Annotated in this window: 15 protein-coding genes, 1 tRNA gene and 1 pseudogene; 12 read left to right on the top strand and 5 right to left on the bottom strand. The window is 57.3% G+C overall.

Going from position 1 to position 15,784, the window contains the following annotated elements:
• On the bottom strand, positions 1–3,402 hold a 3,402-nt coding region (locus VL197_12865), incomplete at its 3' end, for a hypothetical protein (protein HUJ18870.1).
• Positions 3,403–4,057: 655 nt separating this feature from the next.
• On the opposite strand from VL197_12865, the gene VL197_12860 reads away from it, so the two are divergent.
• Entirely contained in the window at positions 4,058–4,600 is a 543-nt protein-coding gene (locus VL197_12860; protein HUJ18869.1) for a type II secretion system protein GspG, read from the top strand.
• A 138-nt stretch (positions 4,601–4,738) separates the two neighbouring features.
• Here VL197_12860 and VL197_12855 read toward each other — a convergent pair whose 3' ends face one another.
• From VL197_12855 to VL197_12845, 3 genes are all read right to left on the bottom strand, one after another.
• On the bottom strand, positions 4,739–5,137 hold the full coding sequence (locus VL197_12855) for a DUF202 domain-containing protein (GenBank protein ID HUJ18868.1): 399 nt from the start codon (positions 5,135–5,137) through the stop codon (positions 4,739–4,741).
• Positions 5,138–5,195: 58 nt separating this feature from the next.
• Complete coding sequence (locus VL197_12850) at positions 5,196–5,792, bottom strand: MarC family protein (GenBank protein ID HUJ18867.1); 597 nt, start codon at positions 5,790–5,792, stop codon at positions 5,196–5,198.
• 233 nt (positions 5,793–6,025) lie between these two features.
• The gene (locus VL197_12845; GenBank protein HUJ18866.1) at positions 6,026–7,486 is read right to left on the bottom strand and encodes an FGGY family carbohydrate kinase; all 1,461 of its coding nucleotides are present in this window, start codon (positions 7,484–7,486) and stop codon (positions 6,026–6,028) included.
• Positions 7,487–7,699: 213 nt separating this feature from the next.
• Between VL197_12845 and VL197_12840 the strand changes: the two genes are divergently transcribed.
• The 9 genes and pseudogenes from VL197_12840 to yedF all read left to right on the top strand — a co-directional run bounded on the left by VL197_12840 (position 7,700) and on the right by yedF (position 13,910).
• Positions 7,700–8,041, top strand: coding sequence for a metalloregulator ArsR/SmtB family transcription factor (locus tag VL197_12840; GenBank protein ID HUJ18865.1), 342 nt, complete (start codon positions 7,700–7,702; stop codon positions 8,039–8,041).
• Between the two features lie 276 nt (positions 8,042–8,317).
• Positions 8,318–8,548 (top strand): DsrE family protein, encoded by a 231-nt coding sequence (locus tag VL197_12835; GenBank protein ID HUJ18864.1) that lies wholly within the window; start codon positions 8,318–8,320, stop codon positions 8,546–8,548.
• A 138-nt stretch (positions 8,549–8,686) separates the two neighbouring features.
• Positions 8,687–9,040 (top strand): DsrE family protein, encoded by a 354-nt coding sequence (locus tag VL197_12830; GenBank protein ID HUJ18863.1) that lies wholly within the window; start codon positions 8,687–8,689, stop codon positions 9,038–9,040.
• 12 nt (positions 9,041–9,052) lie between these two features.
• The gene (locus tag VL197_12825; protein HUJ18862.1) at positions 9,053–9,334 is read left to right on the top strand and encodes a DsrH/TusB family sulfur metabolism protein; all 282 of its coding nucleotides are present in this window, start codon (positions 9,053–9,055) and stop codon (positions 9,332–9,334) included.
• Between the two features lie 23 nt (positions 9,335–9,357).
• On the top strand, positions 9,358–10,548 hold the full coding sequence (locus VL197_12820; GenBank protein ID HUJ18861.1) for an FAD/NAD(P)-binding oxidoreductase: 1,191 nt from the start codon (positions 9,358–9,360) through the stop codon (positions 10,546–10,548).
• A 225-nt stretch (positions 10,549–10,773) separates the two neighbouring features.
• Positions 10,774–11,763: pseudogene (gene selD / locus VL197_12815) on the top strand (selenide, water dikinase SelD).
• Positions 11,763–12,542, top strand: a complete 780-nt coding sequence (locus tag VL197_12810) for a sulfite exporter TauE/SafE family protein (protein HUJ18860.1) — start codon at positions 11,763–11,765, stop codon at positions 12,540–12,542. The pseudogene selD and the gene VL197_12810 overlap by 1 nt, the downstream one beginning before the upstream one ends.
• A 244-nt stretch (positions 12,543–12,786) precedes the next feature.
• Positions 12,787–13,197 carry a response regulator gene (locus VL197_12805; GenBank protein ID HUJ18859.1) on the top strand — a complete coding sequence of 137 codons (411 nt, stop codon included), beginning with the start codon at positions 12,787–12,789 and terminating at the stop codon, positions 13,195–13,197.
• 68 nt (positions 13,198–13,265) lie between these two features.
• Positions 13,266–13,910: a sulfurtransferase-like selenium metabolism protein YedF gene (yedF, locus tag VL197_12800; GenBank protein HUJ18858.1), complete on the top strand. Its 645-nt coding sequence runs from the start codon at positions 13,266–13,268 to the stop codon at positions 13,908–13,910.
• A 116-nt stretch (positions 13,911–14,026) separates the two neighbouring features.
• Here yedF and VL197_12795 read toward each other — a convergent pair whose 3' ends face one another.
• Positions 14,027–14,776 (bottom strand): lytic transglycosylase domain-containing protein, encoded by a 750-nt coding sequence (locus VL197_12795; GenBank protein ID HUJ18857.1) that lies wholly within the window; start codon positions 14,774–14,776, stop codon positions 14,027–14,029.
• A 609-nt stretch (positions 14,777–15,385) separates the two neighbouring features.
• On the opposite strand from VL197_12795, the gene VL197_12790 reads away from it, so the two are divergent.
• Positions 15,386–15,556 (top strand): hypothetical protein, encoded by a 171-nt coding sequence (locus VL197_12790; protein ID HUJ18856.1) that lies wholly within the window; start codon positions 15,386–15,388, stop codon positions 15,554–15,556.
• Between the two features lie 55 nt (positions 15,557–15,611).
• Positions 15,612–15,688 (top strand) — tRNA-Met (locus tag VL197_12785).
• Positions 15,689–15,784: the final 96 nt, after the last annotated feature.

The raw sequence follows: 15,784 nt of genomic DNA, 5'->3' as shown, positions 1-15,784 counted from the left end.
CTGGCAAGGCAGGTTGATGACGGAGCGGTTGGAACCATAGGCAGGGTAGACCCTGACGGTTCCTGCCGTATTGTTTTTTACGCCGAGCTGCCAGGAACTGCCCGTGGGGCAGGTCTGATTCACCCCGTTCAGCGACAGGCTGAATACCTCGGCCGTCTGCGTTCCCAGGGCGGCGATACTGAGGCTGCCGCTCGAGATCGTCGTACCGCCGGAAGAGCATGCAAGGGAAACTGCGACGGTCGTGGCGGCGGTGCTCGTCAGGTAGAGCGTGACGGGAATGGTGTTGCTGATCGAGGTGGCGAGGGTTTCCTGGGACTGGAGTACGGGACTCAGCGTCCATGTCTGAGTTGCGCCTGAAGCGAGTGCAATATTCCCGGGCACGGGGTTCGTCGGGACCGGCGTTCGCGAAAGTTTGTAGGCCGGTGTGGATGTGCTGTCATACAGGTAGAGCGATTTGTTTCCCGTCGAAGGGATCTGTGAGACCGAGACCGTGATCGTTGGTGCTGTAGGCGTCCCTCCGATGTTTCCCGGGTTGCTGATTGTTGCTGAGTTGTTGATCAGCGTGCCCGCAGCGGTCCCGTTCGCGATGGTTACGTTGAAGACGACGGTCGCGGAGCCGCTTGCCGGAACCGAGATATTGGAGATGTTCAGATAGCCGGTCCCGTTCGCGCCGCCCGCGGGCGTTGAGCTGTTCGTCGCGCCGGCGGGATAACTCACGACCGTGAATCCGGTCACGTTCGGCGGCATGTTGTCCGTGACCGTGACGCCCGAAGCCAAAAGGCCCGCGGTCTCGTTCAGAGTGATAGTATACTGGATCACATCGCCGGGGTTCTGGTCGCCGCCGTTCAGGTCCGTCCAGGTTTTCGAGGACGTGGACAGGTCCGACCCTGCGATCACCGTGGTTGTGTCGGTCACGGTGTAGGACTTTGAAACGGGCCCCACGGAGTTGGTGAACGTGAATGTCGCCTGCGTCACGAGCTGGTCGGTCGTGCCGGTGGGCGCGCTGACCGGGATCGTTTCTTTGACCAGGAGGCAGAGCGGCGTACCCGCAGACACGGTGGTCGTTGCGCCGGTGATCAGCGTGTCGCCGGCATTGTACGTTCCGCTGCAGTTCGTGTCGTTGTAGTAGGCAACCGCCGGCCACGTTCCCCGGGTCCGGCTGCTGACAGCGAAGCTGACGGTGCCGCCGCTCCCCGGCGTGAAGGTGTGAGCATAGTAGACCGGGTTGAGAGAGGTCCCGTTCTGGGCCCGTGAGGCAGGGGTGAAGGAATTGTCCGGGACATCGCCGAACCTGACGCCGGTCACGTTGGTGTACAGGGTATACGCAAAAGAGATATAGTCGCCGGCAATCGTGTACACCGGTGTTGCCGCGTTGCCTGCGTTGTAGCTCACGGAAAGGTATCCCGCAGGGTTGGCGAGTTCGACGATCCTGAGCGTCTTGCTCGCAGTGTTGGTGAAGAGCGAGAAATTCCCCTGGCTGTCCGTGGTCACGGGGCCGTCGTAAATCGTTGCGGGATTGGAGTCCCGGACCAGCTGAACCTGCACTCCGGACAAGCCGACCTCGGCAGCGTTCTGCGTACCATCGTTGGCATCGGTAATGCCGCCGTTGGAGCCGTCGTCCCGGAATACTCTGCCGTCGATGCGGGTCCCGTTGTACACGCCGAAGTTGAGGCCCGTCAGGCCGGAGCTGCCGACATACACGTTCGAAATCGTGTAGCCGATCGGGCTGGTGTAGATCCAGTTCGCGGTGCCGAAGGAAGGGGTGAAGTTCGTTGTGTTGTCGCTGCTCAGGATGACGGTGTAGTATGCACCTTGCGGCACGGTGAGGGAATACTGGGCAGTGGCGGTGTTGACCGCGGCCACGGCCAGCGCCGTGGTCAAATTGTTCGACAGGAATATTTTCGCGTAGGTCGGCGTAGCTGCGGGCAGGCACGTGGCGGTCGTGCAGAGCGCGTCGCCTGCGTCGCCCAGGACGCTGTTGTGATTCGCATCGTTATAGACGTATCCCGATACGGCAACGTTCGCGCCGACTACCTGCGAGGTCGCTGATGCGCTGTTGTCCGAGGAATTATAGTCGTTGGACGGCGGGGTCAGGCTCGCCGTATTGACGATCTGGCTTCCGAGGGTGGCTGTGGGCATCACGGTGCTCTTGATGGCGTATGTCACGGAAGCGTTCAGGGGCAGCGTCGCGGTCGTGTTGATGCTGCCGTTCCCGGATGCCGCGCCGCAGGTGCCGCCGTTCGCGCCGGTGCAGGTCCAGGTGACGTTGGTCAGCAGCGCCGGCATCGTATCAATGATCGGGACGTTGTTCGCCGTGATATTGTTGGGCCCGTAGTTGCGGGCGGTGACCGTGTAGGTGAGCTGGCCGCCGGCTGTGACGGTCGGCGCCGAGACGGTCTTGAACATGGTGAGATTGATGTCCGTGCTGAGGGGGTCGACCGTGAGGTTGCGGATCTCATGGTAGTTCGTCGAACCGCCGGTGCTCGCAGCATATCCGATCTTCACCGATGCCGGCACGGGCTGGCCGGTCATGAGGCCGGTCACAACCTGGGTCAGCGCCTGGTTGTATCCCACCTGCAGATAGACGTCAACACGCAGGTAGTTCGGTGCGGATTGGGGGGTCAGATAGATCACGACCTTGCGGTATTGCGCTCCGCTTTGATCGGGCCTGTAACCCTGTCCGGGAAATGCAAGCTGGGCAATGTTCGAAGCAGTGCCGCCGAGATAGTAGTATGCGCCCGACGGGTGATTATAGGGTCCCCGAACCGCCACCGCGTCGCAACGTCCGCCGGGACCGCCGATGCGCCCTTCGGTCGGGTTCGAGAAGTTGCCCCACTCATCAATGCCGACGCCGATATATCCGTAATTGAGGCCGGCATTTACGGGGGCGACGGTCTTCTGAGCATAGCCAAGGGAGCCGCCGGAGGCACCGACCGAAAAGCTCTTCGATCCATCGAAAAGATAGATGCTGTAGCCATCGGCGCCGGTTGTTCCGCACCCAAAACCGCCGTCCCCGGCGCCGCCCCACGTGGTGTAGTCGAACTGGATGACTGCGCCCTGCGTGACATCGAAGGCAGTGTCAAGATAGCCGTATCCGGCTTCGTTGGCGCCCGGGTCCGTCAACCGCAGCCAGCCGCTGCCGACGGGATCTGCGCCGGAGCTTGCGGTCAGGTAGGCGGAACCGCCGAGCACCCAGCCGAGCGCAGTGGACCCGGTCATTGGCTCGTTGACCAATGTGCCGGCGCCCCAGGCGCTGCCGCCGAAGGTCGAGACGAGAACGAAAACAGTCAGGACCAGTGATCTGAAAGCGGCCCGCCATCTGTCCGCAGTCAGGGCTGTATGATCCTGCTGCTTGCTGTTCCTGAGTATTGACCCAGTCCTGCGGGAAGGGGAGATTACCATTTCATGTCCTCTTGTACGGTCGCGCTGAAAATAAACCTGCCAGGCATCGTGTCTGGTATCTGCAATCATTCTTTGTTGGCCTCGGACCTCGCGGAATACGCATAGGAATTCTGCTGAAAGTGCACCGAATTCAAAGCGTTTTGCTCACGAGCCAATCATCCTTACCTACTATTAAGCAAGACCCGCGCCAGCGAGTATCTGCTAGTAAAGAATTAGTAATATTGTGAATTAATGTATTGATTATATTTAACTAATAATAATAGTAAATACTATTATTGTATGTCATGAGAGACGCATTGTCTGTCAATATGGATAAAAAGTATGTAAAATCTGTTATATATATGACACTTAAGTTAGTATGCTATGGGTCCAGATTATCGCGATTCGTAAACAGAATATGCCATCGCACAATCGTTCTTGCCTGAAACATACTGAAAATAAAGGTATAATTTCATAAAATAGAAACTAACAAGGAAAAGACAATAATTTGACAATGGATCTGTTAACGCGATCAGCTATCCACTGTCCCGAGGAGGCTCATCTCTTGACAAAGGATTTCGCGTACAAATAAGTTTTGTTGGTTCTTGGCTAAAGATTTTTGTGCGCCTGACGATACGAGCGATAGAGTGGTAAATTTCTTGTGGGGAGGGCTTGCATGATCAGGAATCATCGCGGTTTCACGCTCATAGAGGTCATCGTGGTTGCGGGAATCATAGCAGTCCTGGCAGGAATCCTCGTGCCGCTCATCTTCAAGGAGATCGATGAGGCGAAGATAACGAGGGCCTCGGCAGACATCAGGTCCATAACCAGCGCGCTTATCGTCATGAAAAAGGACACCGGAATGTGGCCGAATCTGGTCAATGGCGGCGGCGCATGTTCCGCGGGCGTGACACTGCTTTATGGAGGGGGCGTCTTACCGGCTGGCCTTGCGGCCTTTGGCTGGGATCAGTCGAGTCTCCAGCCGCTCGAGAATTATCTGTCTTCCGATGCCAATGCATGCTACGGAGCGCAGTGGAAAGGTCCCTACCTGGCTCAGGTTACCCCGGACCCCTGGGGGAACCAGTACCTGATCAATGCGACGAATTTCTCCGCGAACGGCCCGGTCTGGATCATATCCGCCGGTCCGAACGGCGCTATCGAAACAGATGTGACATCGGCAGTACCCCTGGGTGATGACATCGGCCTCAGGCTGAAATAAAAGGCGTGAAGGCCCGGTCCATTCCACGAGCATCTTCTTCACGTACGCGGGCGCAGCGTCGAGGAGCGGCAATGCTTCCCGCACGCGGATGTCCGCTCTATTACGGGGATGTCCGGAGGGATGGTATGGCAGGATGGATCACATGCTGTGAATGAGGTACAGGATCAGAAAAGCGCCGATGGCGAGCATTGACAGGAAAAGCAGGACGCTCAGGACGCGCGAAGGCCGGTAGGAGTCGTCGTCGATCTGTTTTTCCACGTTCTTGTAGCGTGCGAAGGCGAGCACCCCCATCACAACGCCCAGAACCACCAGAAGAATACCGATGATCTGCGAGTAGCCCGGAGCCGGCGGGACCGCCTCTTTCCCCAGGTAGTACCCCATCTGCTTCACGAAAAGCGAGAATTTTTCCACCACAAATCCGAATGCCATGATGGCGACGCTCGTCCGAATCCACGCAAGGAACGTGCGTTCATTCGCCATGTGGACGCGGCGGTTTCGGATCTTTTCCGGACGTTCGTCATCGTGAGTTAGCGTCACATGCACCTCGCCCCAGCGTGCCTCTTGCGGCCTGCTTCAGCAGATCTCTCAGCAGATCTCATTGATGGAATAGGGCATACAATCCTGCCCGGATCATCTTGACGGCAATGGCCGCGAGCAGGAGGTCCGCAACCTTCGCGAACGCTATCGAGCCGTTCGTGCCGATGAGCCCGGTGATGCGGTCCGACTGGGATAAAATGATCCACGCCAGCAGGATGTTCAGGGCGAGCGACAGCAGGACCGGCACGTAGCCGTAAATGCTGACGAGGGCAAGGGTTGTCGTGAGCGTACCGGGCCCGGCAATCAGCGGCGTTCCGAGCGGCACCACGCCGAAGGTAGGGCTGATCGTGTATTTGCGCGAGCCGGCTATCACGATGTCGCTCACTGCAATGATGAGCAGGACGATGCCTCCGGCGATCATGAAATCTTCAACGGTGATGACGAGCGCCTTGAACACGACCGATCCCAGAAAGGTGAAGCCGATGGTGATGAGCAGCGCCGTCAGGATCGACTGGCGGACGATCTTTTTCCTTTGTTCGGGTTCGATCCCTTCTGTTATGGACACGAAGATCGGCAGGATCCCCGGAGCGTCCATGGCTACCATGATGGGGATGAAGCTCATGAGTAAGGGTTTGAGGAGGCTGCCTGGCACCATGACCGCAATTCTCCGTTTCTGGCGTCAATCTGCTGACCAAAGTATAGCCAATATCGCCAGAGCTGTCCAGCGAGTGTCCTCCGGGATTTTCCCGGCGATGATGCAACCGGTAGAGGGAACCAGCAACCGGAATCATTCACAGATACCGGTCAGGTCAGGAGGAGCTTATGCAAGCATTTCAACCGGGGGGTAAAGGGGAAGACAGCGAGCCAAGGTTGATCATTTTACCGGTCCTACGATTCCACTCGGTCCAAAACTCCGGTAACGCGATGAAGTTCCTTCCATCGCCGGTACCGTCTCGATGCCCCGGGATTAAGGCGAGGGTTGACCGTCTCGCCGGAGCTGACCATGTTCTTTATATCTGCAGGCGACCACGCTCCCTGCGCCAGTCCGGCAAGCAGGGCCGCGCCGAGGGCGGAGACCTCCTCTTGTCCGCTCACCCGAAGGTCCTTCTGCAGAATGTCCGACTGGAACTGAACGAGATACGTGAGCGGCGCGAGGCCGCCTGAGACCGAGATGTCCCGCGCCTTCAGGCCTGCTGCCGCGATCTCCTCCGCGATCTCCTTCATGAAGAAAGCGATGCCTTCCACGGTCGCGCGGATGATGTCCGCCGACGTGCTTGTCGGCGTCATGCCGTGGATCGAGCTTGAGATCTTGTTCTCCCAGTGCGGAGATCCGGTCCCGTTCAGTCCGATGAACGCCACGACATCGCTGGCCGCCTGCCAGCAAAGGTCGTCGACTTCGGCGTAATCATTGAACAGATGCAGATTGCTTCTGACCCAATCGAGTGCTTCGCCGGCGGCATTGACGCTTCCCTCCAGCAAATAGTATCTCTCATCTTCGGTCGAATAATGGACCGACGCCATCAATCCTTTCGCGGCGACCAGTGTCGTCCCGGTATTGACCATCAGGAAACCACCGGTCCCGTAATTGATGCCGCCGTCGCCCTGTTCAAGTACGCCGAGACCGACCATGGCCGCCTGCTGATCGCCGAGACAGGCGCGGAGAGGGACGGCTCCCGCGGGGAGGATGACCTCTCCAAAATCATGGATGACCGGGACGATGTCAGGCAGCCTTATGCCGGTGAGGCCGAAATCTGCGAGCAGGTCCGGGTCCCAATCGAGCTTGCGGATATTCATGAGCTGCGTCCGCGCCGCCTGGGTGTGGTCGATCACCGCCCGTTCTTTCTTGACAAGCCTCTGGGCGAGGAAGCTGCTGAGCGTTCCGAAGACCGTCGTGTCCTTTCCGAGAGCCGGCATATTCTCCCTGAGCCACCGGAATTTTGATGCTGAGTAGTAGGGGGTGATCGGAAGGCCCGTTAGCTCAAATATGCGGTCGCGGTCCTTCGAGACCTGCTGAACGAATGCGGAGCCCCGCATGTCCCGCCAGCTGATGACGGGTGAAAGCGTCTCGCCGGTGCCATCATTCCAGGCCAGGCAGGAAGACCGCTGGCATGAAAGCCCGATGGCTTCAGGAGTGAATCCGGACGCCCGGACGGTCTGGACCACTTCGGTCAATGCATCGTTGACGCTTTGTAGTATCCCGGAGGGATCATATTCGACGCGGTCGCCCGCCCGGAAAGGCAGCGGCAGGTCGCGCCGGGTCTGGAACAGGACCTGGCCTTCTTTGCTGATGGCCAGTGCTTTCGTTGAGCTGCTGCCCTGATCGATACCGATGAAACAGTTTTGCGGCATTCATTCCTCCGGTCGGAACGGTAAAGCGATCTTGTTATTATAGTTTATACATTCACCGCCTTGAGGTCAAACGCTGATACTTCTGGATTTTGCCGAGCTGCCGCAGGTCAGGCCGTAATAAGTGCTGGACATTTGCATGCAAGTATAATAATATTTGCATGTTTTAATATTAGTTCCATTCTGCATGAATTTTTAATGAAAGGATATGACAATATGGTCCCCGTAGAGAAAAGAATCGACCTCCTGAAAGTCATCGCCCACCCTATTCGGATCAAGATCCTCGAAGAGCTCACCCAAGGCGTGAAGTGCGTGAGCGATTTCGAAGATTCCCTCGATATCAGCCAGCCTAACATCTCCCAGCATCTGACGCTGCTTCGCACGAACGGGGTCGTTGATTTCTTCGTCGATGGCAGGCTCAAGTGCTACTTCCTTAAAGAACCCTTCATCCCCGATCTCCTCGAAATCCTCAAAAAACAGTATGAAGAAGACATTCCCGCGCCGGCCTGCTGCCCGGTGACGAAAAAAGGAACTTATCCTGGCGAAAGGAGAAGATGATCTGCATGAAGAAGCACACAATCATGCTCTACATGAACGACCCCATGGGCAAGCGCTGAATGTCCAACCCGGAGGCCGCCCGTGGGACGGAGAAGGAATTCGGCGCGGAAATCGTTGTGATCAAGAAGACATCCCAGGAGTACGGCCAGATAAGAGGCCCACTGCCCGTCCGTCGGTTGTTGTGAACGGCCGGATCATCGCCTGGAACGGCACGGTTACACCGCAGGCGCTCTAGACAGCGATCATGAGTGACAGCGACATATAAAGGAGGGTGCCATGCCGAAAACAATTACGCTGTATTTATCAACATCGCCGTATTCCTGCGAGAACACGCTGACGAGCGCCCGTATCGCCGAGTCGGCACTCAACAAAGGCCATACCGTCAATCTGATCGCATCGGCTGACGGCATTTACTGTTTTCTGACAAAGCAGAAGGCGAAGGGCATCCTGAACGCAGAGGAGGAATTCTCCCGGCTCATCCAAAAAGGCTTGAAGGTGTATCTCTGAGGCGGGTGCCTCAACTTTCGCCGTGCGGCGAAAGACGATTACCTTGCGGGAACGGAAGTAGGCTCCCTCAAAGGACTGTTTGCAACCATGGGCGAGACCGATATCTGGCTCAATCTCGGGGCATAGGAGGATACTGGCATGGGAAATGTTGCGATGATCCTAAAGAGGTCTCCTTACGGCGATATCAATGCGGCTGAGGCCGTTCGCCACGCCCTCGGCGCGGTGTCATTTGAAATGGGCGTGGACCTGATCCTGGTGGATGGCGGGGTGCTGCTTGCAAAAAAAGGGCAGGATGACACCGGTACCGGGTTCACCAATCTTGAGAGCACTCTTAAAGACTGTCTGGATATGGGAGTGGCGGTCTATGCCGACGTAGCTTCACTCAAAGCGCAGCGAGTCGCATCGGATGACCTTCTCGAAAACGTGAAGTTGGTCGGCAGCAAAGAGATCACCGGGCTGCTGAAAGAAGCGAAAGCGACAATGATATTCTGAAAGGAGGCTGCTATGATCGTGATGATAAAAAGCGCACCGGATACCACCGATGGAGCACTCGGGTTGACCCTTGCAAAGGAAAGCGGGGCCGATCTTGTTCTCCTGCAGAACGGCGTCTATTTTGCCCAGAAGGAACGGCTGGGGACTTCTTCAGGCAGCGTGTATGTTCTGGATGACGACAAGAGGCTCCGGGGTCTCAAGGATTCCGATATGGATGACCGGGTAAAGAAAATCGACTACGACAAGTTGACGGACATCATTACGGGAGGCCAGAAGGTGACAGGGTTGTTTTAAACATAAGTACAGGGGGAGGATATATGTCAAGAATCGTCGTGTTAGGGGGCTCGTTCGGGGGTTTAACAGCGGCCTTTGAACTCAAGCGGCTGCTCAAGAGAAAAGCGGATGTGACCGTGGTAAGCGAGGACGACCGGTTCGTGTTCCTGCCTTCGCTGCCGTGGCTTATCATGGGGTGGAGAAAGCCGCAGGACATCACGCTCAAGGTGAGCGAGATCCTGAGACCGAAGGGGATCGAGTTTGTTCATGATGCTGCAAAGCAGATAGATGCTGACCCATCAAGGGTCATTACTTCAAAAGGGAAAGAGCTGCCCTATGATTATCTCGTGATTTCAACAGGACCGCATCTTGCCTTTGACGAGATCCCGGGACTCGGACCTGACAAGGGATACACTGCCTGCACCTTCACGCTGGATCATGCGTTAAAGACCGGGGCGACCTGGAAGAGGATCCTTGAGAATCCCGGTCCCATAGTCCTCGGCTCATCACAGATGGTGAGTTGCTTTGGCCCGTCCTACGAGCTAGCATTCGAGATGGACGCCGAGCTTCGACGCCGGAAGATGAGGCATAAGGTCCCTATCGTCTATCTCACGTCCGAGCCCTACCTCGGCCACATGGGCGTAGGCGGACTTGGCGCATCGAAGACTTTCATGGAGCATGAGTTCGCCGAGAGGGACATCAAGCCGCTTGTGAGCCAGGCTATTCAGGAAGTCGCGCCTGGTGAGATACGGCTGAAGGACGGCAATAAATTGCCCTTTAAGCTTGCCATGATCGCCCCGCCGTTCAAGGGTGTGCCTGCCGTCATGCCGCTGGGCAATCCCCGCGGTTTCATCCCGGTTGACAAGAACTACCGCCATGCGAAGCATAAGAATATCTTCGCCATAGGGGTAGCGATAGCGATCGCGCCGCCGGAGGCAACGCCGGTCCCCACGGGTGTCCCGAAGACAGGGTTCATGACCGTAAAGATGGCGAAGACGGCAGCTGCGACGATTGCAGCGGATATTACCGGGACGATCGCACAACCCGGCGATGAGATCGGTGTGGTTTGTCTCATGGACATGGGAAATACGGCCGCGTACATGAAAGCCTATCCCGTACTGCCGCCGCGCCAGAGCTCCTCTATGAAGAAGACCATCTTGGCGAAAATTTTAAAAGTCCGGTTCGAAAAATATTTCCTGTGGAAAATGAAACACGGGCTGAGCCATCTGCCATGAAAAAAGAGACCGATGGCTTATTTGCTGACTTTTGCGGAACCACCGGCAATGCCGGTGGTCATGACGGTTAGTGTCTTATGATGGAAAATCGTTGACATTTGTTCAAAAAACAATAAGATCAAAAGACAATTTTCCCACGCACCACGACGAAGAGAGAGGAGGGCGAACATGGAAATCAAGCTCACACACCTTTCCAGCTGCGCTGGTTGAGCATCGAAATTCAGCCCTGCTGATCTGTCCCAGGTCCTGGGACAATTGCCACAAATAATTGACCAGAATGTGCTCGTGGGCGCCGCGAACGCGGATGATGCCGGTGTATACCGCATTTCTAACGATCTCGCCATGGTCCTGACAGCGGATTTCTTCACGCCCATCGTGGACGATCCTTACTGGTTCGGCGCCATCGCCGCTGCGAATGCTCTTTCCGATGTGTATGCCATGGGCGGGAAAGCGATGGCGGCACTGAACATTGCCGCTCTCCCGGGCAGCGAGGATTTCCGGGAGATCAACAAACGGATCATCTTGGGCGGCTTCGAGAAGATGACTGAGGCCGGCGTGCCGGTCATCGGGGGCCATACCATCAAGGACAAAGAGCCGAAGTTCGGCTATGCCGTCCTGGGCTCGGTCCATCCCGACCGGATCCTGGACAATACGAAGGCCAGGTCGGGCGACGCGCTGGTCCTGACAAAACCCATCGGCACCGGCATCATCTCGACAGGGATCAAGGCCGGCAGGTGCAGCGCGGAGACGGCGGAAACCTTTACGAGGTCCATGGCGACGCTGAACAGGCGGGCAGGCGAGATCATGCTCGAAATCGGTGTCAGCACGGCAACGGACATCACCGGGTTCGGGCTGATCGGGCACCTCTCCGAGGTCCTGATCGCAAGCAAACTGGCGGCGCGGCTGCACGCGCGAAGCCTGCCGATCTTCCCCGAAGCAAAAACGATCGCTGAGATGGGCATGGTGCCGGCGGGCACGAGGGCCAACCAGAAGAACTACGATCCTCTCGTGGAATGGAACAGGGACGTATCTGCGATCGACCGCGTCCTGATGAACGACGCCCAGACCTCGGGCGGCCTGCTCATCTTCGTTCCGAAGGACAGGAAGGACCGGCTCGTCGCGGCCCTGCAGAAAGAGAACATCACGGCGGCGTATATCGGCGACGTGTCCGGGGGCACCGAAGGGGAACAAAAGCGCATTTTTGTGGAGCACTGATGGACGCCGGCTTGGCCCTGTTCCTGCTCCTCGTTGGGTTGTCGGTCGGGTTCCTCTCGGGCCTGCTCGGCATCGGCGGCGGCATCGTCATGTTCCCACTGCTGCTGTATGTGCCGCAGCTGCTTGGACTTGGCAGCATCGACGTCAAGAGCGTGACCGGCCTCACGATGACGCAGGGTTTTTTCGCGGCGCTCGCGGCCCTGTTCTACTATCACCAGAACGCCCTCGTGAACAGACCGCTCGTCCTCGCGCTCGGCCTTTCCCTGTTCCTGTCCTCGCTCATGGGAGCGCTGGTCTCGAAGCGGATTCCCGACGGAGCGCTCCTGATCGTCTTCGGCGTGCTGGCTTTGATAGCCTCGGCGATGATGCTGGTCCCCCGGAGCCATGCCCGCGACGAGATGACGGAGGACACGGTCACCTTCAATAAAGGCCTGGCGGTAGCGATCGGGATCGTTCTCGGGTTCACCATTGGCCTCGTCGGGCAGGGCGGCGCTTTCATCCTGATCCCCGTCCTCCTGTACGTGCTTAAGATTCCGCTGCGGGTCGCCCTCGGAAGCACCCTCGCGATCGGGCTCTTTTCGTCATCGGCGGGGCTTGTGGGCAAGCTCGCGACGGGCCAGGTCCCGTTCCAACTGGCGATCCCCCTCCTCGTCGGCGCTATTCCCGCGGCGCGATGGGGCAGCATCATGGGAAAAAAGACGAACACGCGGTTCCTGAGATGGCTGCTCGCGGCCTTGATCCTCGCAACGGCCGTCAAGGTGTGGGCCAGTTTGCTGTAGGGGGCGTTGCATGCGCAAACCCCGTCAATTCCATTGACAAAAACCATGCATCAACCTTACACTCACGCTCTGGCAACAAGCGCGGCACAGCTATCCGCGCTCGGCTGTGAATCCCGCGACTTGCAGCCGGGGATGATGCGCCGTAAACCGAGGGAAGTCGTGTCATGAGAGGGGGTCTCCTGGCTCCTGGGGGAGGGGCGTCTGTCCTGCAGGGACCTTTCCCTGAACCGGTGCGGGGTTGGCAATGAAGGATTACCGATATATAAGAATACTCGTTGCAGACGATACCGAACCGGTACGCAGTTCGGTGATCTCCATCCTCAGGGAGATGGGTTTCTCCAACATATCCGAGGCCAAAGACGGCGTTGAGGCGCTGGCCGAACTCAAGCGGAGACGGTATGATCTCCTGCTCTGCGACCGGAACATGCCCAAATTGGACGGCGTGAGCCTGATCAGAATCATGCGGAGCGACGTTGACTTGAAGGACCTGGTAATTTTCATGCTGACCGCCGACGCGGAAAAGGGGCATGTTATCGAAGCGAAGGCGCTCGGCGTCAATGATTATATCGTCAAACCCTTTACCGCAGATATCGTCACGAGCAAGATAGAGAGCGTTTTTGGAAAGAATCAGGAGAGCAAGGGGCCGCTCTCCTGATTCCCTTTCGTCGACGCCGTAGAGGAACAGGCAGTAGTCAGGTCATCAGTTTATTCTGAGAGGTGCCTATGCAGATCGATGCGCGCGGAAAAGCATGCCCCATGCCGGTCATGATGGCCGAGGAGGCCCTGGCGAAGGTCTCCGAGGGTATCGTCGAGGTCGTCGTCGACAATGAGGAGTCGGCGCTCAATGTCGCCGGGTTCGCGGCGCAGAAGGGCATGTTCGCCGAAACGCGGAAAGAGGGGAAGGACTGGTTCGTGAAGGTCGTGAAGGGCTACGCCTGCAAGACCGGTTCGCAGCCGCGGGACGTGCACGCGGCGTTAACGACTGCGAACGAACGAGCGCAGGGTGTCCGGAGTCCGGAATTTCAGGAAAAGAAGAAAATCCTCTTGCTGATCATCGGGACCGACAGCCTGGGCAAGGACGAGGATCTGGGCAGCAAGCTCATGAAGGGTTTCTTCGATACCATGAAGGTCAATCAGCAACTGCCGCACACGATCTTCTTCCTGAACGCCGGCGTGAAGCTCACGACCGTGAACGAGGAGGTCATCGGCGTACTGAAGGAGATCGAGGGCATGGGCGTCGAGATCTACTCCTGCGGAACCTGTCTCAAGCACTATGACCTGGAATCCCGGCTCGCTGTCGGCAAGCGGGGCACGACGAACCATATCGTGGAGGGCATGCAGGACTTCGACAAGGTGGTGTGGGTGTAGGGGATTAGAATTAAGGGTGAGGAATGAGGAAGTAGGAGTGAACAGGCAGGGGGCTACAATCAGGAATGGGGAATCAGGAGTTACTATTCTTAATTCCTCATTGATCATTGATTCTTTCACAGGCTTTTCTTCCGGGCTTTGAGCTTGCCGCCTGAACGGCCGGAGGGATTGTCAGTGAGGACGAGGGATCCGTCCTCGCTGTAACCCATGTAGATGGTACAGCCCGTGGCGAAGCTCCGGGCTGTACCGCCGTTGTAGATCTTCATGATCCGCTGGACGTAGCTCTGCGTCTCCTTGAAGGGCGGTATGGTGCCCCATTTCCTGACCGCCGTCTCCCCCGAATTGTACGCCGCGAGGGCGAGCGAGAGATTCCCCTCGTACCGGTCGATCAGGTACCTGAGGTACTTGACCCCTCCATCGATGTTCTCCGCCGGGTTGAACGTGTTCCTGACGTTCATGTTCACGGCGGTCTCCGGCATCAACTGCATGAGGCCCATTGCTCCCTTGTTCGAGGTTGCGTAGGGATTGAAGTCAGACTCCACCTTGACGATGGCATGGACCAGCGAGGGGTCGACTCCGTGGCGCTCGCAGGCGCTGTTGATGATGTCGAGGTACACGCTCGGAATGTTCGATGACGATAGGTGGCTTGGCGTCGGCTTCCCTGCAGGGGCCTGTGTGGTGGCCGGGCCTGCCTGCGCCGGCTCGGACCGCACGCGCTTGTGCTTCCTGCCGTCGCCGTTCACGTTCGTGAAATTGAGAACGCCGTTTTCGTCGGTATACTGGAAAATGTCGGCCCGGGCCTGGGCCAGGGGCAGGCAGGCGATGAGCGCAGCAGCAGCTGCAATAAGGGTGGTCCGTCGCTTCATATATTGTTCTGTTATTGTTCTGTGCGCCCGGATGCGACGCGGCGAAACTAAAACTATCTTATTATAACTGAATAAAAAAGACCTTGTCAACAAGCGACTTCGGAGCGGCCCAGGATTCCTGAACATATTCGCAGCATGTCTATGAAAACAAATAAATATGCATTGACTAAAATATACTGTTTTACTACCATCATAGTTGTTTTAAAGTCATCGGTACAGGGGGAAATAAATCACGAAGCGCTATGGTGCCATCCTTTTCGCAGTTATCTTCCTTCTCCAGGCGGGATTTGCCGGCGCGGCTGCGAAGAAGGCTCCCGGCCGGGAAAAGCCGGCTGCTGACGGGCAGCCGCCGGTCGTGAACATCGGTTCGAGCCTGAACCCCGCAAATACGGCCTGATCAACAATGCCAACCCGTGATCTCGGCGGAATACGTCGACGACGGAATCGGCGTCAGCACGACCGACACGGGCTCTTCGTCGACGGACGGGACGTGTCGGCAGCCGCGCAGGCCGCCGCGAACAAGATCACCTACACGCCGTCGGCCCCGCTGCCGACGGAGGCCGCAGGATCAAACTGAACGTAGTCGACAAGGCGGGCAACGCTTTCGAGATGAACTGGTCTTTCACGATCCACACCCAGCCGCCGGAGATCACGATCGCCTCGCACAAGCCGAACCAGTTCATCAACAAGTCACCGATCATGACCGCCGGCACGATCTCCAGCGCGCCGTCGGCGGTCATGAACATGTTCCTCGATACGAAGCAGCCTAAGATCCTGTGATTTGGCATAATTTACTTGACATCGGAGAGCATGTCGTTTAATATGCATTTCTCATCGCGGGGTGGAGCAGTCCGGTAGCTCGTCGGGCTCATAACCCGAAGGTCGTCGGTTCAAATCCGGCCCCCGCTACCAATCAACTCAAGGGGTTACAGCAATTGCTGTAGCCCCTTTTCTTTGCTCTGTGATAAAAATGTGATAATTTTTATCCAGAGTCTCAACGCCATCCCG

It is taken from the genome of Nitrospirota bacterium (assembly GCA_035516965.1).
Classification (GTDB): domain Bacteria; phylum Nitrospirota; class UBA9217; order UBA9217; family UBA9217; genus MHEA01.
The sequence above is the reverse complement of the archived record's forward strand: the minus strand, read 5'-3'. Positions and strand labels throughout refer to the sequence as shown.

What these genes read in the sequence shown, in the direction of transcription:
- VL197_12810 (HUJ18860.1), top strand. Translation starts at nt 11,763, where the DNA reads ATGGACGCCGGCTTGGCCCTGTTCCTGCTCCTCGTTGGGTTGTCGGTC.
- VL197_12790 (HUJ18856.1), top strand. Translation starts at nt 15,386, where the DNA reads ATGAACTGGTCTTTCACGATCCACACCCAGCCGCCGGAGATCACGATC.
- yedF (HUJ18858.1), top strand. Translation starts at nt 13,266, where the DNA reads ATGCAGATCGATGCGCGCGGAAAAGCATGCCCCATGCCGGTCATGATG.
- VL197_12860 (HUJ18869.1), top strand. Translation starts at nt 4,058, where the DNA reads ATGATCAGGAATCATCGCGGTTTCACGCTCATAGAGGTCATCGTGGTT.
- VL197_12820 (HUJ18861.1), top strand. Translation starts at nt 9,358, where the DNA reads ATGTCAAGAATCGTCGTGTTAGGGGGCTCGTTCGGGGGTTTAACAGCG.
- VL197_12825 (HUJ18862.1), top strand. Translation starts at nt 9,053, where the DNA reads ATGATCGTGATGATAAAAAGCGCACCGGATACCACCGATGGAGCACTC.
- VL197_12840 (HUJ18865.1), top strand. Translation starts at nt 7,700, where the DNA reads ATGGTCCCCGTAGAGAAAAGAATCGACCTCCTGAAAGTCATCGCCCAC.
- VL197_12850 (HUJ18867.1), bottom strand. Translation starts at nt 5,792, where the DNA reads ATGGTGCCAGGCAGCCTCCTCAAACCCTTACTCATGAGCTTCATCCCC.
- VL197_12845 (HUJ18866.1), bottom strand. Translation starts at nt 7,486, where the DNA reads ATGCCGCAAAACTGTTTCATCGGTATCGATCAGGGCAGCAGCTCAACG.
- VL197_12835 (HUJ18864.1), top strand. Translation starts at nt 8,318, where the DNA reads ATGCCGAAAACAATTACGCTGTATTTATCAACATCGCCGTATTCCTGC.
- VL197_12805 (HUJ18859.1), top strand. Translation starts at nt 12,787, where the DNA reads ATGAAGGATTACCGATATATAAGAATACTCGTTGCAGACGATACCGAA.
- VL197_12830 (HUJ18863.1), top strand. Translation starts at nt 8,687, where the DNA reads ATGGGAAATGTTGCGATGATCCTAAAGAGGTCTCCTTACGGCGATATC.
- VL197_12795 (HUJ18857.1), bottom strand. Translation starts at nt 14,776, where the DNA reads ATGAAGCGACGGACCACCCTTATTGCAGCTGCTGCTGCGCTCATCGCC.